This window comes from Oceanicella sp. (assembly GCF_056449545.1).
The window spans coordinates 1-14,761 of sequence record NZ_JBWOMN010000013.1; the positions used below are offsets into that span (position 1 = coordinate 1).

Sequence of the window (14,761 nt, forward strand, 5' to 3'; positions counted from 1 at the left end):
CGCGCGACGCGGCCGCGCCGGGGCCCGGCCCGGCCGCCCCCGCCGCCCCGGACCCCGCGACAAGGCTGACGCTGGCCGTGGCGCGTCTGGCCGTGGCCCCGGAGATCGAGCTGCATGACGCCAGCGGCGCGGCGCGGGTGGAGAACGGCGTCACCACCGCGGATCTGCGCGGCGCGCTCAATGGCGGGCCGCAGGTGCGCCTGCGCTACGAGGAGCGCGCCAGCGGCGCCGCCAGCGCGATCATACGCGCCGAGGATGCGGGCGCGGTGCTGCGGGCGCTGGACTTCTTCCCCTCGGGGCGCGGCGGGGCGCTGGAGATGACCGCCGAACTGCCGCCGCGCGACGGCGGCCCGATCGCCGGAGAACTGGAGATCAAGGGCATGTTCGTGCGCAACGACACCGCCATGACCCGGCTGCTCACCGCCGCGTCGCTGTTCGGGGTGCTGGAAAACATGTCGAGCGGCGGCATGACCTTCAGCACCATCCGCGCGCCGTTCCGGCTGGAGGGCGACACGTTGCGATTGCTGGACGCGGTGGCGCTGGGGCCGAGTCTCGGGATCAAGATCGGCGGCGTCTATGACCTGAAGGCCGGGCGCGTGGCGATGGACGGGGTGATGACCCCGGCCTATGCGGTGAACGGCGTGCTGTCGCAGGTGCCGGTGCTGGGGCAGATCCTCGGCGGCGAGGGCGAGGGGCTGATCGCGGTCACCTTCACCATCGACGGGCCGCTGAGCGACCCGGCGGTTTCGGCCAACCCGCTGTCGGCGCTGACGCCGGGCATATTGCGCAAGATGTTTTCCGGTCGGCGCGGCGGGGGCGTGGCCCCCGAAGGCGAAGGCGAAGGCGAAGGCGCGGCCGGGACGGGCGCCGGACCTGCCGCCAGGACCGACAGCAAGGCCGCGCCGGAGGCGGAGCGCATCGACCGGTGATCGTCCGGCCTCCGCCGCCGCCCCCGCCCCGCGCCCGACCCCGCGCCCGATCCTGCGCCCGATCCTGCGCCCGACGCCGTGACAGCAAGCGACTCAGTCGAGGCGCACCAGCGCGTGACGTTTCTTGCCCGCCGACAGCTTCAGCGGGCCGTTGGCGAAGGCGCCGGCGTCCAGCACCAGCCCGGCGTCGGTGAGCGGCGCGTCGTTGAGCCGGGCCCCGCCCTCGCGAAACAGCCGCTTGGCGTCCTTGCCCGACCGGGCCAGCCCCGACTGCACGAATAGCTGCACCGCCGAGACCCCCGCGCCCAGATCGCGCGCGCTCAGCGCCAGGGTCGGCAGGTCGTCCCCCGCGCCGCCCTTTTCGAACACCTCGCGGGCGGTGGCGGCGGCCGCGGCGGCGGCCTCGGCGCCGTGGGCCAGCGCGGTGACCTCGTTGGCGAGCCGGGCCTTGGCCTCGTTGATCTCGGCGCCTTGCAGCGCGCCGAGGCGGTCGCATTCCGCGACCGGCAGTTCCGTATAAAGCTTCAGGAACCGCCCCACATCGGCGTCGGCGGCGTTGCGCCAGAACTGCCAGAATTCATAGGGTGATTTCATGTCGGCGTTCAGCCAGACCGCGCCGCCCAGCGACTTGCCCATCTTCTTGCCGTCGGCGGTGGTCAGCAGCGGCGTGGTCAGGCCGAACACCTCCGCCCGGTTCATGCGCCGCGTCAGGTCGATGCCGTTGACGATATTGCCCCACTGGTCCGAGCCGCCCATCTGCAACCGGCAGCCGAAGCGGCGGTTCAGTTCCATGAAATCATAGGCTTGCAGGATCATGTAGTTGAATTCGAGGAAGCTCAGCGATTGTTCGCGTTCAAGTCGCTGCTTGACGCTGTCAAAGCTCAGCATCCGCCCGACCGAGAAATGCCGCCCCACGTCGCGCAGGAATTCCAGGTAGTTGAGATTGTCGAGCCATTCGGCGTTGTCGGGCATGCGCGCGTCGCCCTCGCCCTCGCCGAAGTCGACGTAATTGGCGAACACCCGCTTGATGCCGGCGATGTTGTCGGCGATCTGCGCGACGCTGAGCAGCGAGCGCTCCTCCGCGCGGAACGACGGATCGCCGACCTTCGAGGTGCCCCCGCCCATCAGCACCAGCGGCTGGTGGCCGGTCTTCTGCAGCCAGCGCAGCATCATGATCTGGATCAGCGAGCCCACATGCAGGCTTTTGGCGGTGGCGTCGAAACCGATGTAGCCGGGGACGATTCCGGCCTGCATGGCCTCGTCCAGCCCCTGCAGATCGGTGCAGTCCTGCAGGAAGCCGCGGGTCTCCATGACGTGAAGGAAGTCCGATTTGGGCGTGTAGGTCATGGTCTCGATCCGCTGGTCTGGCTAGGTTGGCTTCTCTATGCATTGACGGCGGCTGAAAGGGAAGGGCGCGGCGATGGGCGAACCCGTATGGGCGCTGGGGCTGATGAGCGGCACCGCCATGGACGGGGTGGACGCGGCGCTGGTGCTGACCGACGGGGTGGGGATCGCGGAATTCGGGCCGGCGGCGGGGTTTTCCTATGCGCCGGGCGAGATGGACGCGACCCGCGCGGTGCATGGCGACTGGCGCCGGTTCCGCCCGCCCGCCGGGGCGAGCGATGCGGCGGTGCTGGCGCGGGCCGGGGCGGAGGTGGTCGCGACCCACGCCGCCGCCGCGGCGCGGCTGCTGGCGGCCCCCGGCGCGCCGGGGGCGGACATCGTGGGGTTTCACGGCCAGACCGTGGCCCATGCGCCGCATGAGGGCTGGACCTGGCAACTGGGCGACGGCGCGGCGCTGGCGCGGGCGCTGAACCGTCCGGTGGTCTGGGATTTTCGCAGCGCCGACATGGCGGCGGGGGGCGAGGGGGCGCCGCTGGCGCCGTTTTTTCATCACGCATTGGCGCGGCGCATGGGGGCGACGGCGCCGGTGGCGTTTCTCAATCTCGGCGGGGTCGGCAACGTCACCTGGGTGGATCCGGGCGTGGCGGCGCCCGAGGCGCCGGGGGCGCTGCTGGCGTTCGACACCGGGCCGGGCAACGCGCTGATCGATGACTGGATGATGCGCCGAACCGGGGTCGGGATCGACCGCGACGGGCGCGCGGCGGCGGCGGGGCGGGTGCATGAAGGGCGGCTGAGGCGCACTTCCATCGCCGCCTATCTGGATCGCGAGCCGCCGAAATCGCTGGATCGCAACGATTTTTCACAGGTGCTGGCGGCCATGGAGGGGCTGTCGGCGGAGGACGGCGCGGCGACGCTGAGCGCGCTGAGCGCGATCTGCGTGGCCGCGGCGCAGGACCGCATGCCGCGCCCGCCGGCCCGCTGGCTGGTCTGCGGCGGCGGGCGGCGCAACCCGACGCTGATGGCGATGCTGGCGGCGCGCCTCGCCGCGCCGGTGGCGGCGGTGGAGGACGCGGGATTCGACGGCGACATGCTGGAGGCGCAGGCCTTCGCCTGTCTCGCGGTGCGCGCCCGGCGCGGCTTGCCGCTGTCGGCGCCCGGAACCACCGGTTGCCGGGCCCCGGCGACGGGCGGCCGGGTCAGCGGCGGCTGACGCGCCGCGCCGATGGTGGATCGGGATCCACCCTACGGATGCGGCGGGCGATGGCAGGTTCCGGCAAACACGGGCGCGGGTTTCGTCGTTTGCGCGGGGCGGATCGTGATCCGCCATTGGCGCGGCGTGCGCCTCAGGCGACGCCGCTTTCGACCATGCGCCCGTGCACGTAGCGCTCGACGAAGCCGATCATGTCCTCGAGCTGCTTGTCGAAGAAATGGCTGGCTTCGGGGATGATCTCGTGGGTGATCTCGATGCCTTTCTGGGTCTTGAGTTTTTCCACCAGCTTCAGCACGTCGGCCATCGGGGCGACGCGATCCGATTCGCCGTTGATGATCAGCCCCGAGGACGGGCAGGGCGCCAGAAAGCTGAAATCATACATGTTGGCCGGCGGCGCCGCGGACACGAAGCCGGCGATCTCGGGACGGCGCATGAGCAGCTGCATGCCGATCCAGGCCCCGAACGAAAAGCCCGCCACCCAGGTCTGGCGGGCGTTCGGGTTCAACGCCTGCAGGTAGTCGAGCGCCGCCGCCGCGTCGGACAATTCGCCGATGCCCTGGTCGAATTCGCCCTGCGAGCGCCCGACGCCCCGAAAATTGAACCGCAGCACCGAAAACCCCAGCCGGTGGAAGGCGTAATGCAGGTTGTAGACCACCTTGTTGTTCATGGTCCCGCCGTATTGCGGGTGCGGGTGCAGGATCAGGGCGATGGGCGCGTCCTTGGCCTTTTGCGGGTGATACCGTCCTTCCAGCCGACCGTCCGGGCCGGGAAAAATCACCTCAGGCATGTGCGCTCCCTTGATTTCATGGCGTTTGCGCGGCCGCGGGGGCCGCGATGCTTGACTATTTTTGTCTGATAACTTAGACGGGTTCCAAGTTACGATTTCGCTGCGGTCTGAGCCAAGCGGTTCCACAGGCTGACTCAGGGGAGTTAGTGAGAAGCGCCTTTGGCGTCAACAGAGTCGTGACGAAGATGAACGCGATCGTCGCCGAAATGGCCGCGATTTCAATGATGCGCGCGCGCTTGACGCAGGCGCCGTCCGCCGCCGGGGGCCGGGTTGGGCCGGATCGGGCAGTTCGGCGGGTCGCCGGCGGGTCGGGCGCGGATGCAAGGATCGGAGGTCGGCCCATGAAGCTCAGCACCAAGGGCCGCTACGCGGTCACCGCCATCGCCGACATCGCGCTGCAGGGCGCGGCGCCGGGCGGGATCGCGGGGCGGCTGGCCTCGCTGTCGGGCATCGCCGAGCGTCAGGACATCTCGCTGGCCTATCTGGAGCAGCTTTTCGTGCGCCTGCGCCGCGCCGGGCTGGTGACCAGCGTGCGCGGCCCCGGCGGCGGCTACCGGCTGGCCCGGGCGCCCGAGGAGATCCGCATCTCCGACATCATGGTCGCCGTCGACGAACGCCTGAACGCCATGGCCTGCGGCAAGAAGCCGGGGCAGGGCTGCGGCGGATCCCACGCCGCCTGCCTGACCCACGACCTGTGGGAGCAGCTGTCCTCGCATGTGCATGTGTTCCTGAGCCAGACCTCGGTCGCCGACGTGATCGGGCGGCGCATGGCGCCTTGCCCGGCGGTGCCTGATTTCGTCGCAACGCATGACGCGCCGGACCCGGATGACGCGACGATCGGGGCGTAAGCGCATGAACGCGGGGCGGCATGGGCGCGGGCCGGCGGGGCGGCGGGCGTATCTGGACTGGAACGCCTCGGCGCCGCTGCGCGCGGAGGCGCGCGCGGCGCTGGTCGCGGCGCTGGATGCGACCGGCAACCCGTCCTCGGTGCATGCGGAGGGGCGCGCCGCCCGCGCCATCGTCGAGCGCGCCCGCGCGCAGGTGGCGGCGCTGGCCGATTGCGACCCCGGCGAGGTGGTTTTCACCAGCGGCGCCACCGAAGCGTTGGGATTGGCGCTGGATGGGGGCGCGGCGCTGTGCTCGCCCTTCGAGCATGACGCGGTGGCGGCGCGGGCGCAGATCCTGTCGGTTTGCCCCGAAAGCGGCGCGCCGCTGGCCGACCGGTCCGGGGTTTTTCGCGTCGCGGCGCTGGGCGCCGGACTGGGCGGCCTGCATGACAAGGCGATATTCGCGCTGGCGGCGGCGAATTCGGAAACCGGGGTGATGCAGCCGCTGGCCGAGACTTTCGAAAAGATCGCCGAGGCGGCGACGGGGCTGTGCGACGCGACGCAGGTTCTTGGCAAGGCGGGGTTCTCGTTTCGTGATTCGCGGGCGGATTTCGCTGCCGTGTCGGCGCACAAGCTGGGCGGGCCGCGCGGGGTCGGGGCGCTGATCCTGCGCGATGGCGCGGCGCTTGCGTCGGCGGCGGGCGGCGGTCAGGAAAGCCGCCGCCGCGCGGGCACCGAAAACGTCGCCGGAATCGCCGGTTTCGGCGCCGCCGCGGCGGCGGCGCAGCGCGATCTGGAGGCCGGGATCTGGAATCGGGTTGCGCAACTTAGAAATATTCTAGAAAACCGGATGACGAATGTTTCGCCTGAAACTATCATCGTCGGACGCGACGCGCTTCGCCTGCCCAACACGCTTTGCGCGGTGACGCCGGGCTGGTCGGGCGAGACGCAGGTGATGCAGATGGATCTGGCGGGCTTCGCGATCAGCGCCGGGTCGGCCTGTTCCTCGGGCAAGGTCGGGTCCGGGCGGGTGCTGCGCGCCATGGGCTTTGACGAGGATGCGGCGAAAAGCGCGGTGCGCGTCTCGCTGGGTCCGGCGACCGAGGAGGCGGAGGTCATGGCTTTCGCCGACGCCTGGGAGGCGGGCCTGCGCCGGCATCGGCGGCGGGCCGCCTGAGCGGCGCGGCGTTCGGCGCCCGGAGGCGCTGCAAGGATCGGCGCCCGGAGGCGCTGCAAGGATCGGCGCCCGGAGGCGCTGCAAGGATCGGCGCCCGGGGCGTCAGGAACAACAATCCGACCCGGCGGCGCCGGGGCCGGCAACGAAAACGGAGAGCACCATGGCCGCACTCGATGACGCGCCCGTCACGGACACCGTCAAGGAAGGCGTCGAGCAGGACACCATCGACGCGGTGCGCTCGGTCGGCGAGCGCTACAAATACGGGTTCGAGACCGATATCGAGACCGAATACGCGCCCAAGGGGCTCAACGAGGACATCGTGCGCCTGATCTCGGCCAAGAAGGGCGAGCCGCAATGGATGCTGGACTGGCGCCTGGCGGCGTTCAAGCGCTGGCAGGCCATGACCGAGCCGACCTGGGCCATGGTGCATTACCCGAAGATCGACTTTCAGGACCAGTATTACTACGCCCAGCCGAAAAGCATGGCCGACAGGCCGAAATCGCTGGACGAGGTGGACCCTGAATTGCTGCGCACCTACGAGAAGCTCGGCATCCCGCTGAAGGAGCAGATGATCCTCGCCGGGGTCGAAGCCGGGATCGAGACGGGGACCGAGACGGGGACCGAGACGGGCGGCGAGGCGCCGGGCGAAAAGCGTCGGGTGGCGGTGGACGCGGTGTTCGACAGCGTCTCGCTGGGCACCACCTTCAAGAAGGAGCTGGCCAGGGCCGGGGTGATCTTCTGCCCGATCTCCGAGGCGATCCGCGATCATCCCGATCTGGTGAAAAAGTATCTCGGCTCCGTGGTGCCGGCCTCGGACAATTTCTACGCGACGCTGAATTCGGCGGTGTTTTCCGACGGCTCCTTCGTCTACATCCCGCCCGGCACCCGCTGCCCGCTGGAATTGTCCACCTATTTCCGCATCAACGCCGAAAACACCGGCCAGTTCGAGCGCACGCTGATCATCGCCGACAAGGGGTCGTATGTCAGCTATCTGGAGGGCTGCACCGCCCCCATGCGCGACACCAATCAGTTGCACGCGGCGGTGGTGGAGCTGGTGCTGCTCGAAGACGCCGAGATCAAGTATTCGACGGTGCAGAACTGGTATCCCGGCGACGAAAACGGCAAGGGCGGCATCTACAATTTCGTCACCAAGCGCGCCGATTGCCGCGGCGATCGCTCCAAGGTGATGTGGACCCAGGTGGAGACCGGATCGGCGGTCACCTGGAAATACCCCTCCTGCATCCTGCGCGGCGAGGCCAGCCAGGGCGAATTCTACTCGATCGCCATCGCCAACAACATGCAGCAGGCCGACACCGGCACCAAGATGGTGCATCTGGGCAAGAACACCCGCTCGCGCATCGTGTCCAAGGGAATCTCGGCCGGGCGTGCCCAGAACACCTATCGCGGGCTGGTGTCCATGCACCCCAGGGCGAGCAATTCGCGCAATTTCACCCAATGCGACAGCCTGCTGATCGGCAGCGGCTGCGGCGCCCACACTGTGCCCTATATCGAGTGCAAGAACAGCTCCAGCCGGGTCGAGCACGAGGCCACCACCTCCAAGGTCGATGACGACCAGCTGTTCTACTGTCGCCAGCGCGGCATCGGCGAGGAGGACGCGGTGGCGCTGGTGGTCAACGGGTTCTGCAAGGACGTGCTGCAGGCGCTGCCCATGGAATTCGCCATGGAGGCGCAGGCCCTGGTGGCGATCTCGCTGGAAGGCTCGGTGGGGTGAGGACGCGCCGCGCGCAACAGATGCTGGAAGGCGCGGCCTGCGTCGGGGCGCCTGTGCTCGCGGCTTACGGCGCGGCGGCGCTGGCGGAGCGCGCCGGGGCGGCGCTGGTCTCGCAGGTGGCGATTTTCCTGGTGGTGGCGCAGGGCGCGTGGATGCTGGCGCTGGCCGGGTTCCTGGCGCGCTGGGCGCCCGATCCCAAGGCCGGCGGGCGCGACCCGCTGGCGGGCGACGCCTGGCTGACCGGGGGCATGTTCCTGGCCACGCTGGCGCTGATCGGGATGGCCTACTGGCTGGGCGGCTTCGCCACCGGCGGCGGGCGCGGGGCGCTGGCGGGCGCGGCGCTGATGGGCACGGCGCTGGTGGGCGTGCTGCTTTACGCCAATCGGTCGGACTGACGGAAGGGACGCGGGAATGATCGTGACCTCCCCCCCCGGCGTCGAGGGCCGTCGCATGTGCGCCGGGATCGCCGACATCATCGGCGGCGGGCGGCGTCCCCTGAAAGAAAGTCGCAGGACGCACCCGAAGCCGCCCTGCGCGAATCGAAGGAGCGCGCCGCCGAAAACGGCGCCGACGCCGTGAACGGCGGCGATCCGGATTACGAGGTTGTGGGGGATTCTGCGCTGATGGTCTCGGCCTTCGGCGCTGCGGTCTCCATCGTCAAGGACTGAGAGAAAAATGCTGAACATCAAGAACCTGCAGGTCAAGCTCGCGGACGAGGACAAGCAGATCCTCAAGGGCGTCGATCTCGACGTGGACACCGGCGCGGTGCATGCGATCATGGGGCCCAACGGGTCCGGCAAGTCGACGCTGTCCTATGTGCTGGCCGGGCGCGGCGGCTATGAGGTGACCGGCGGGACGGCGACGCTGCTTGGGCGGGACCTGCTGGACATGGAGCCCGAGGAGCGCGCGGCGGCCGGGCTGTTCCTGGCGTTCCAGTACCCGGTGGAGATCCCCGGCGTCGGCAACATGACGTTCCTGCGCACGGCGCTGAATTCCCAGCGCAAGGCGCGGGGGGAGCCCGAACTGAACGCCGCCGATTTCCTCAAGCTGGTGCGGGCCGTGGCCAAGACCCTGAAGATCGACGCCGAGATGCTGAAGCGCCCGGTCAATGTCGGCTTTTCCGGCGGCGAGAAGAAGCGCAACGAGATCCTGCAGATGGCGCTGCTGCAGCCCAGGATGTGCGTGCTGGACGAGACCGACAGCGGCCTTGACGTGGACGCCATGAAGCTGGTGGCCGAGGGCGTGAACGCGCTGCGCGACAAGGGGCGCAGTTTCCTGATCATCACCCACTACCAGCGGCTGCTGGACCATATCCGTCCGGATGTGGTGCACATCATGGCCGACGGGCGCATCGTGAAGACCGGCGGCCCGGATCTGGCGCAGGAGGTCGAGGCCAACGGCTACGCCGACCTGCTGGCGGAGGTCGCCTAGATGGCCGGCCCGGCCCGCGATCCCGCCGCCGCGCTCGCGGCCGCGGATGCGCTGCTCGCCCCGCGCCCCGCGCCCGGGGGCGAGGGCGCCTGGGCCGTCGAGGCCCGCGCCGCCGCCTGCGCGCGCCTGCGCGCCATGGGCGCCCCGGGGCGGCGCGACGAATACTGGCGCTTCACCGACCCGGCGCCGCTGACCGACCCGGCGGCGGCCCCCGCGGCGCTGCTTGCCGCCGACGAGGCCCCGGTGTTCGGCGAGATCGACGCCCTGCGGCTGGTCTTCGTCGACGGCGCGTTCCGCCCCGACCTGTCCGACGCGCCGGAGATGGCCGGGGTGGAGATCGCGCCGCTGTCCGAGGCCATGGCGGCCGACATCCACTGGGCGCGCGAGGTGTATGGCGCGCTGGAGACCGCCGGGCAGGACCCGGTGGCCCGCCCGCTGGCGGCGCTCAACACCGCAACCGCGCGCGAAGGCTTCGCCATTCGCGTCACCGGCAAGGCGCCGCGGCCGGTCAATTTCAGCTACCTGCGCGCGACCGAAACCGGCGCGGCGATGATCCATCACGTGCTGCGGCTCGACCCCGGCGCCGAAATGACGCTGCTGGAGAACGGCCCCGGCGCGGCGCGGCTCAACGTCTGCGTCGAGATCGACATCGCCGACGGCGCCCGGTTCCACCATGTGCGCACCCAGGGGCGGGACCACGAACGGCTGGCGGCCACGCACATGTTCGCGCGGCTCGGCGCGGCCAGCGCCTACAAGAGCTTCACCCTGACCGCCAACGGCCGGCTGACGCGCAACGAACAGGTGGTCGAACTGCTGGGCGACGACGCGATGGCCCATGTCGCCGGCGCCTGCATGGGCGAGGATGATTTCCACCATGACGACACGGTGTTCATCACCCATGACGCGCTGAACTGCGAAAGCCGGCAGGTCTACAAGAAGGTGCTGCGCAAGGGCGCGCGCGGGGTGTTCCAGGGCAAGATCCTGGTCAAGGCCGGGGCCCAGAAGACCGACGGCTACCAGATCAGCCAGGGGCTGCTGCTGGATGACGGCGCGGAATTCGACGCCAAGCCGGAACTGGAGATCTACGCCGACGACGTGGTGTGCTCGCACGGCTCCACCTGCGGCGCGGTGGACGAGACGGCGATGTTCTATCTGCGATCGCGCGGGGTGAGCGAAATCCAGGCCCAGAACATGCTGGTGCTGGCGTTTCTCGACCAGGCCGTGGCGGAGATCGAGGATGCGGCGCTGGCCGGCGACGTGCGCGCGCGCATCGCCGGATGGCTGGCCCGCCACACGGGATGAGCGCGGGCGAACCGGGGCCGACAGGGGCCGGATCCGGGGCCGGATCCGGGGTCGGGCCGAGACGCGACCTTGGGGGCGAATCCGGGCCCGGATTGACGGGCGGGGCGGCGTCGCCGGCGCGGCGCGGCATGGCGGAATCGATCTTCGGGGCCTATCCGCGGTTTCGTCAATCAATGACGCGGCAACTGGCGCAGCGCCCGTCCGAGGCGCGCATCCTCGCCTATGGCATGGGCGTGTGCCTGCTGCTGTTCATGGGGCGGCTGCCGGCGCTGCTGTTCGCGCCGCCGGGCACGCTCACCGGCGGGCTGCTGGGCAATGTCGCGGCGACCATGGTGACGCTGCTGTTCTTCATGCCGCTGTTTCTGTACGGGATCGCGGCGCTGGCGCGGATGATCGCGCGCCGCTTCGGCGGGACCGGCGACTGGTACGAGACCCGGCTGGCGACCTTCTGGGGCCTGCTGGTGGCGGCGCCGGTGCAACTGAGCGCGGCGCTGATCGCCAACACCCTGACCCTGGCCGGGCTGGAGGGCGCGGCGCAGGCGCTGAGCGGCGCGGCGGCGCTGATCGCGGGCTGGATCTGGGCGAGCTGCCTGGCCGAGGCTCACGGGTTCCGCCGCACCGGCGTGGTTTTCGCGACCATGGCGGCGGTGATCCTTGCCGTGACCCTGCTGGCATTCGCGCTGACGCGGGCCCCCGGGGCGTGAGGACTCGCCAGATAGGCGCATTTTGCGATATTTCCTCGCTCGCAATCGCAGGATCTTCTGTTACAGTTCATCTTCAGGGGGCAAATTGGCATTCCCCGCCCTGGCGTGCCGTGATGTTCGGCGCGCCATGCGTATGCGTTGCGTTGTGGAGTGATTGGCATGGAGCAGGTCGAAACGAGCTTGCGCGACATCGACGGCGAGTATCTCGATCGGGCGTCGCTCAAGGACCGGATCCTCGATGCTTGGGCGGACATGCGGGTCTCCACGCGGCGACTGCTCGGCGAAAACCCTTCGGAAGCGCGGCTGCTGTTCTACGTCATGCTGTCCGACATCATCTTTTTCCTCAGCTGGACCATCAAGACCGTGGTGTCCCCGACCGCCGCGGCGGCGGCGAAACTGCCGCTGGAAATCGGCATGTGGCTGGTGGTGGCGCTGATGGCGCGCACCAGCCTGATATACGCCTTCGCGGCCGCGATGCGCGTGGTCTGCCTGGTCTTCGGCGGCACCGGCGGCTGGTGGGAAACCCGGGTCGGGGTGTTCTGGGGGGCCATCGTATCGGCGCCCTTCGGGGTCGCGGCGGCGCTGGTCACCGTCGGACTGGGCTATTTCGAGGATATTTTTCCGGTCCTGAAAAACGATCTTCTGGCCTTGCCGCCATACTATATAGGATTGATTCCATTCCTTTATTTCATATCCGCGGGTCTGGCCGAGGCGCATGGATTCAAGCGCATGGGCTTTCTGTTCATGGGTCTTTCGCTGGCGGCGGTGGCGATTTCCGTGTTCGCGGTCTATCTGTTGGCGCAGGGGCTCGTCTGACCGGTCCGACCCCGGCCGGTCAAAGCCCGGAGGGGCGGTCCGTCGACGGGCCGCCGGGCCGCATTCGGGACAGGGAGCGCCAGCGACCATGATCGGGAATTTCGCCGCCAATCTGGCGGAGGCGTTTCTTGCGCCGCGCCGCTCCGCCCGCCGCATCATCGCGCTGCGCCCCGACGCGCGCGACTGCGTGCTGATGGTGATCCTCGGATTCGCCATCCAGTCCGGCGCGGTGGCGCTGCTGGACCTGCTCACCCCCTGGGGATTGCGCAGCGGATCGCTGGGCATGCGCGCCGGCGAACTGGTGCTGCAGATCGTGCTGTTCGTGGCGCTCGCCGCCGGCGCCTACGGCATCGGCCGGCGCTTTGGCGGGCGCGGCGATCGCGACGCGGTGTTCGCCGTCGTCGCCTGGCATTTCCTGGTCACCGCGTTTCTGGCCCCGCTGAACGTGATCGGCATGACGCCGGTCGTTCACCCGGACATGCAAAGCATGTCCGGGCTGTTCCTGCTGGTGCCGTTTTCCGTGGGCATGTCGATCTGGCTGTTCGCCAGCTACGTCGCCGAGGCCCATGGCTTCGCCCGCATCGGGCCGGTGATCATGGCCACGGTGGCGGGGTTCGTGCTGCTCGGGTTTCTGACGCTGGCGGCCACCAGCGCGCTGCTCGGCCCGGCCGGCTGAACCGGGCGGGTTGACCGAGGGCGGGTTGAACGAGGGCGGGTTGAACGAGGGCGGTTTTTCCGCGACGCTCGGACGACGCCGACAGAGGAGAGTGTTTCATGGGCCAGTTGCAGATGTCAGGACGCGGCAGATGTATGACGTAGCCGAGATCCGCAAGGATTTCCCGATCCTGTCGCGCGAAATCCACGGCAAGCCGCTGGTCTATCTGGACAACGGCGCCTCGGCGCAGAAACCCCGGGCGGTGATCGATGCGGTGAGCCGCGCCTATGGCCACGAATACGCCAACGTGCATCGCGGACTGCATCACCTGTCCAACATCGCCACCGACCGTTACGAGGCGGTGCGCGGCAAGATCCGGGCTTTTCTCAACGCCGAGCGCGAGGAGGAGATCCTGTTCAATTCCGGCACGACGGAAGGCATCAATCTGGTGGCCTACGCCTGGCTGGAGCCCCGCATCGAGGCCGGCGACGAGATCGTGCTGTCGGTGATGGAGCACCACGCCAACATCGTGCCTTGGCATTTCATGCGCGAACGCCACGGCGCCGCGCTGAAATGGGTGGAGACCGCGCCCGACGGCGCGCTGGACCCGCAGGCGGTGATCGACGCCATCGGGCCGCGCACCAAGCTGATCGCCATCACCCACATGTCCAACGTCCTGGGCACGGTGGTGGACGTCAAGACCATCTGCGCCGCGGCGCGCGAACGCGGGGTGGCGGTGCTGGTGGACGGATCACAGGCGGCGGTGCACAGGGCGGTGGACGTGCAGGACATCGGCTGCGATTTCTACGCCGTCACCGGGCACAAGCTGTACGGGCCTTCCGGGTCGGGGGCGCTCTATGTGCATGCGCCGCGCTACGCGCAGATGCGCCCCTTCATGGGCGGCGGCGACATGATCCGCGAGGTGACGCGCGACTGCGTCACCTACAACGACCCGCCCCACAAGTTCGAGGCCGGCACCCCGGGCATCGTGCAGATGATCGGGCTGGGCGCGGCGCTCGACTACATGACCGGGCTGGGCATGGACGCCATCGCCGCCCACGAGGCGGATCTGCGCGACTATGCGCGGGCCCGGCTGGCGGGGCTGAACTGGATCAGCGTGCAGGGCGACGCGCCGGGCAAGGGGGCGATTTTCTCGTTCACCATGGAGGGCGCCGGGCATCCGCACGACATCTCGACCGTGGTCGACCGGCGCGGCGTTGCGGTGCGCGCCGGGCATCATTGCGCGCAGCCGCTGATGGAGCATCTGGGCGTCACCGCCACCTGCCGCGCCAGCTTCGGGCTCTACAACACCCGCGCCGAGGTCGATGCGCTGATCGCGGCGCTGGAGAAATGCCACGATCTGTTCGCGTGATCCGCCAACCCCGGCGTCAGGTCGCCGGGGGCTCGCCCGCAGCGGCCGGCGACGCGGGACGCCGTCCATGACCGGCGGCGGGGCGGGCAGGGGGGCGGGGCGCGCCCGTTCAACCGGCGGCGCAGGCCGCCGCGAAGGCGGCGTCGAGGCGCGCCGGATCAAGACGCGCCGCGAGCCCGATGGCGACGATGCGGGTGCGCGCCGGGCGCGGGATCGGGGTGAAGCGGGCGGCGGCGCCGACCCGATGCGCTTCCAGCCCCGCCGGGTCGTCGCCTTGCAGCCGGATCAGCCCCTTCATGCGATAGGCCCCGAGATCGGCGTCGAAAAACCCCCGCGCAGCGGCGCGCGACAGCGCCGCGGCGCTGTCATGGGACCAACTGGCATAGGCGACGCCGTGATCATGGGGCGGCGCGCCCGCCGCGGGGCGCCCCGGGCCCGGGGCCGCGCCGGGGCGGGGCGCGGCGTCAAGCGCCAG

At 69.8% G+C, this 14,761-nt stretch carries 15 protein-coding genes and 1 pseudogene; 13 read left to right on the forward strand and 3 right to left on the reverse strand.

Translation table 11 applies throughout. The annotated features are described in order from the left end of the window. Nucleotides 1-929: pseudogene (locus AC1HC7_RS01485) on the forward strand (hypothetical protein); the annotation flags it as partial. A gap of 93 nt (nt 930-1,022) precedes the next feature. Here AC1HC7_RS01485 and tyrS read toward each other — a convergent pair. After that, nucleotides 1,023-2,276, reverse strand: a complete 1,254-nt coding sequence (tyrS, locus tag AC1HC7_RS01490; protein WP_479497714.1) for a tyrosine--tRNA ligase — start codon at nt 2,274-2,276, stop codon at nt 1,023-1,025. A 73-nt stretch (nt 2,277-2,349) separates the two neighbouring features. On the opposite strand from tyrS, the gene AC1HC7_RS01495 reads away from it, so the two are divergent. Then, a complete protein-coding gene (locus AC1HC7_RS01495) occupies nt 2,350-3,483 on the forward strand; it encodes an anhydro-N-acetylmuramic acid kinase (RefSeq protein WP_479497713.1) in 1,134 nt (377 codons plus the stop codon). Nucleotides 3,484-3,616: 133 nt separating this feature from the next. Here the strand turns inward: AC1HC7_RS01495 and AC1HC7_RS01500 are convergent, their stop codons facing one another. Next, entirely contained in the window at nt 3,617-4,270 is a 654-nt protein-coding gene (locus tag AC1HC7_RS01500) for an alpha/beta hydrolase (protein WP_479497712.1), read from the reverse strand. A gap of 341 nt (nt 4,271-4,611) precedes the next feature. Here AC1HC7_RS01500 and AC1HC7_RS01505 point away from each other — a divergent pair, with 341 nt between their 5' ends. The 11 genes from AC1HC7_RS01505 (at nt 4,612) to AC1HC7_RS01555 (ending at nt 14,286) form a co-directional block, all read left to right on the forward strand. Then, nucleotides 4,612-5,118: an Rrf2 family transcriptional regulator gene (locus AC1HC7_RS01505; protein WP_479497711.1), complete on the forward strand. Its 507-nt coding sequence runs from the start codon at nt 4,612-4,614 to the stop codon at nt 5,116-5,118. A 4-nt stretch (nt 5,119-5,122) separates the two neighbouring features. Further along, entirely contained in the window at nt 5,123-6,274 is a 1,152-nt protein-coding gene (locus tag AC1HC7_RS01510; protein ID WP_479497710.1) for a cysteine desulfurase family protein, read from the forward strand. 160 nt (nt 6,275-6,434) lie between these two features. Beyond that, nucleotides 6,435-8,006 carry a Fe-S cluster assembly protein SufB gene (sufB, locus tag AC1HC7_RS01515; RefSeq protein WP_479497709.1) on the forward strand — a complete coding sequence of 524 codons (1,572 nt, stop codon included), beginning with the start codon at nt 6,435-6,437 and terminating at the stop codon, nt 8,004-8,006. Continuing rightward, nucleotides 8,003-8,401 (forward strand): hypothetical protein, encoded by a 399-nt coding sequence (locus AC1HC7_RS01520; protein ID WP_479497708.1) that lies wholly within the window; start codon nt 8,003-8,005, stop codon nt 8,399-8,401. The genes sufB and AC1HC7_RS01520 overlap by 4 nt, the downstream gene beginning before the upstream one ends. Nucleotides 8,402-8,458: 57 nt before the next feature. Continuing rightward, entirely contained in the window at nt 8,459-8,674 is a 216-nt protein-coding gene (locus AC1HC7_RS01525; RefSeq protein WP_479497707.1) for a heavy metal-binding domain-containing protein, read from the forward strand. Between the two features lie 7 nt (nt 8,675-8,681). Continuing rightward, nucleotides 8,682-9,437 (forward strand): Fe-S cluster assembly ATPase SufC, encoded by a 756-nt coding sequence (gene sufC / locus AC1HC7_RS01530; protein WP_479497706.1) that lies wholly within the window; start codon nt 8,682-8,684, stop codon nt 9,435-9,437. Further along, entirely contained in the window at nt 9,438-10,739 is a 1,302-nt protein-coding gene (locus AC1HC7_RS01535) for a SufB/SufD family protein (RefSeq protein ID WP_479497705.1), read from the forward strand. Between the two features lie 173 nt (nt 10,740-10,912). Then, a complete protein-coding gene (locus AC1HC7_RS01540) occupies nt 10,913-11,443 on the forward strand; it encodes a YIP1 family protein (RefSeq protein WP_479497704.1) in 531 nt (176 codons plus the stop codon). Between the two features lie 159 nt (nt 11,444-11,602). Beyond that, nucleotides 11,603-12,259: a hypothetical protein gene (locus AC1HC7_RS01545; RefSeq protein ID WP_479497703.1), complete on the forward strand. Its 657-nt coding sequence runs from the start codon at nt 11,603-11,605 to the stop codon at nt 12,257-12,259. Between the two features lie 88 nt (nt 12,260-12,347). Then, nucleotides 12,348-12,935 carry a YIP1 family protein gene (locus AC1HC7_RS01550; RefSeq protein WP_479497702.1) on the forward strand — a complete coding sequence of 196 codons (588 nt, stop codon included), beginning with the start codon at nt 12,348-12,350 and terminating at the stop codon, nt 12,933-12,935. A gap of 130 nt (nt 12,936-13,065) precedes the next feature. Then, the gene (locus AC1HC7_RS01555; protein ID WP_479497701.1) at nt 13,066-14,286 is read left to right on the forward strand and encodes a cysteine desulfurase; all 1,221 of its coding nucleotides are present in this window, start codon (nt 13,066-13,068) and stop codon (nt 14,284-14,286) included. Between the two features lie 109 nt (nt 14,287-14,395). Here AC1HC7_RS01555 and AC1HC7_RS01560 read toward each other — a convergent pair. Beyond that, nucleotides 14,396-14,761 (reverse strand): GTP-binding protein (locus tag AC1HC7_RS01560; RefSeq protein ID WP_479498584.1); only part of this gene is annotated, 366 nt, incomplete at its 5' end.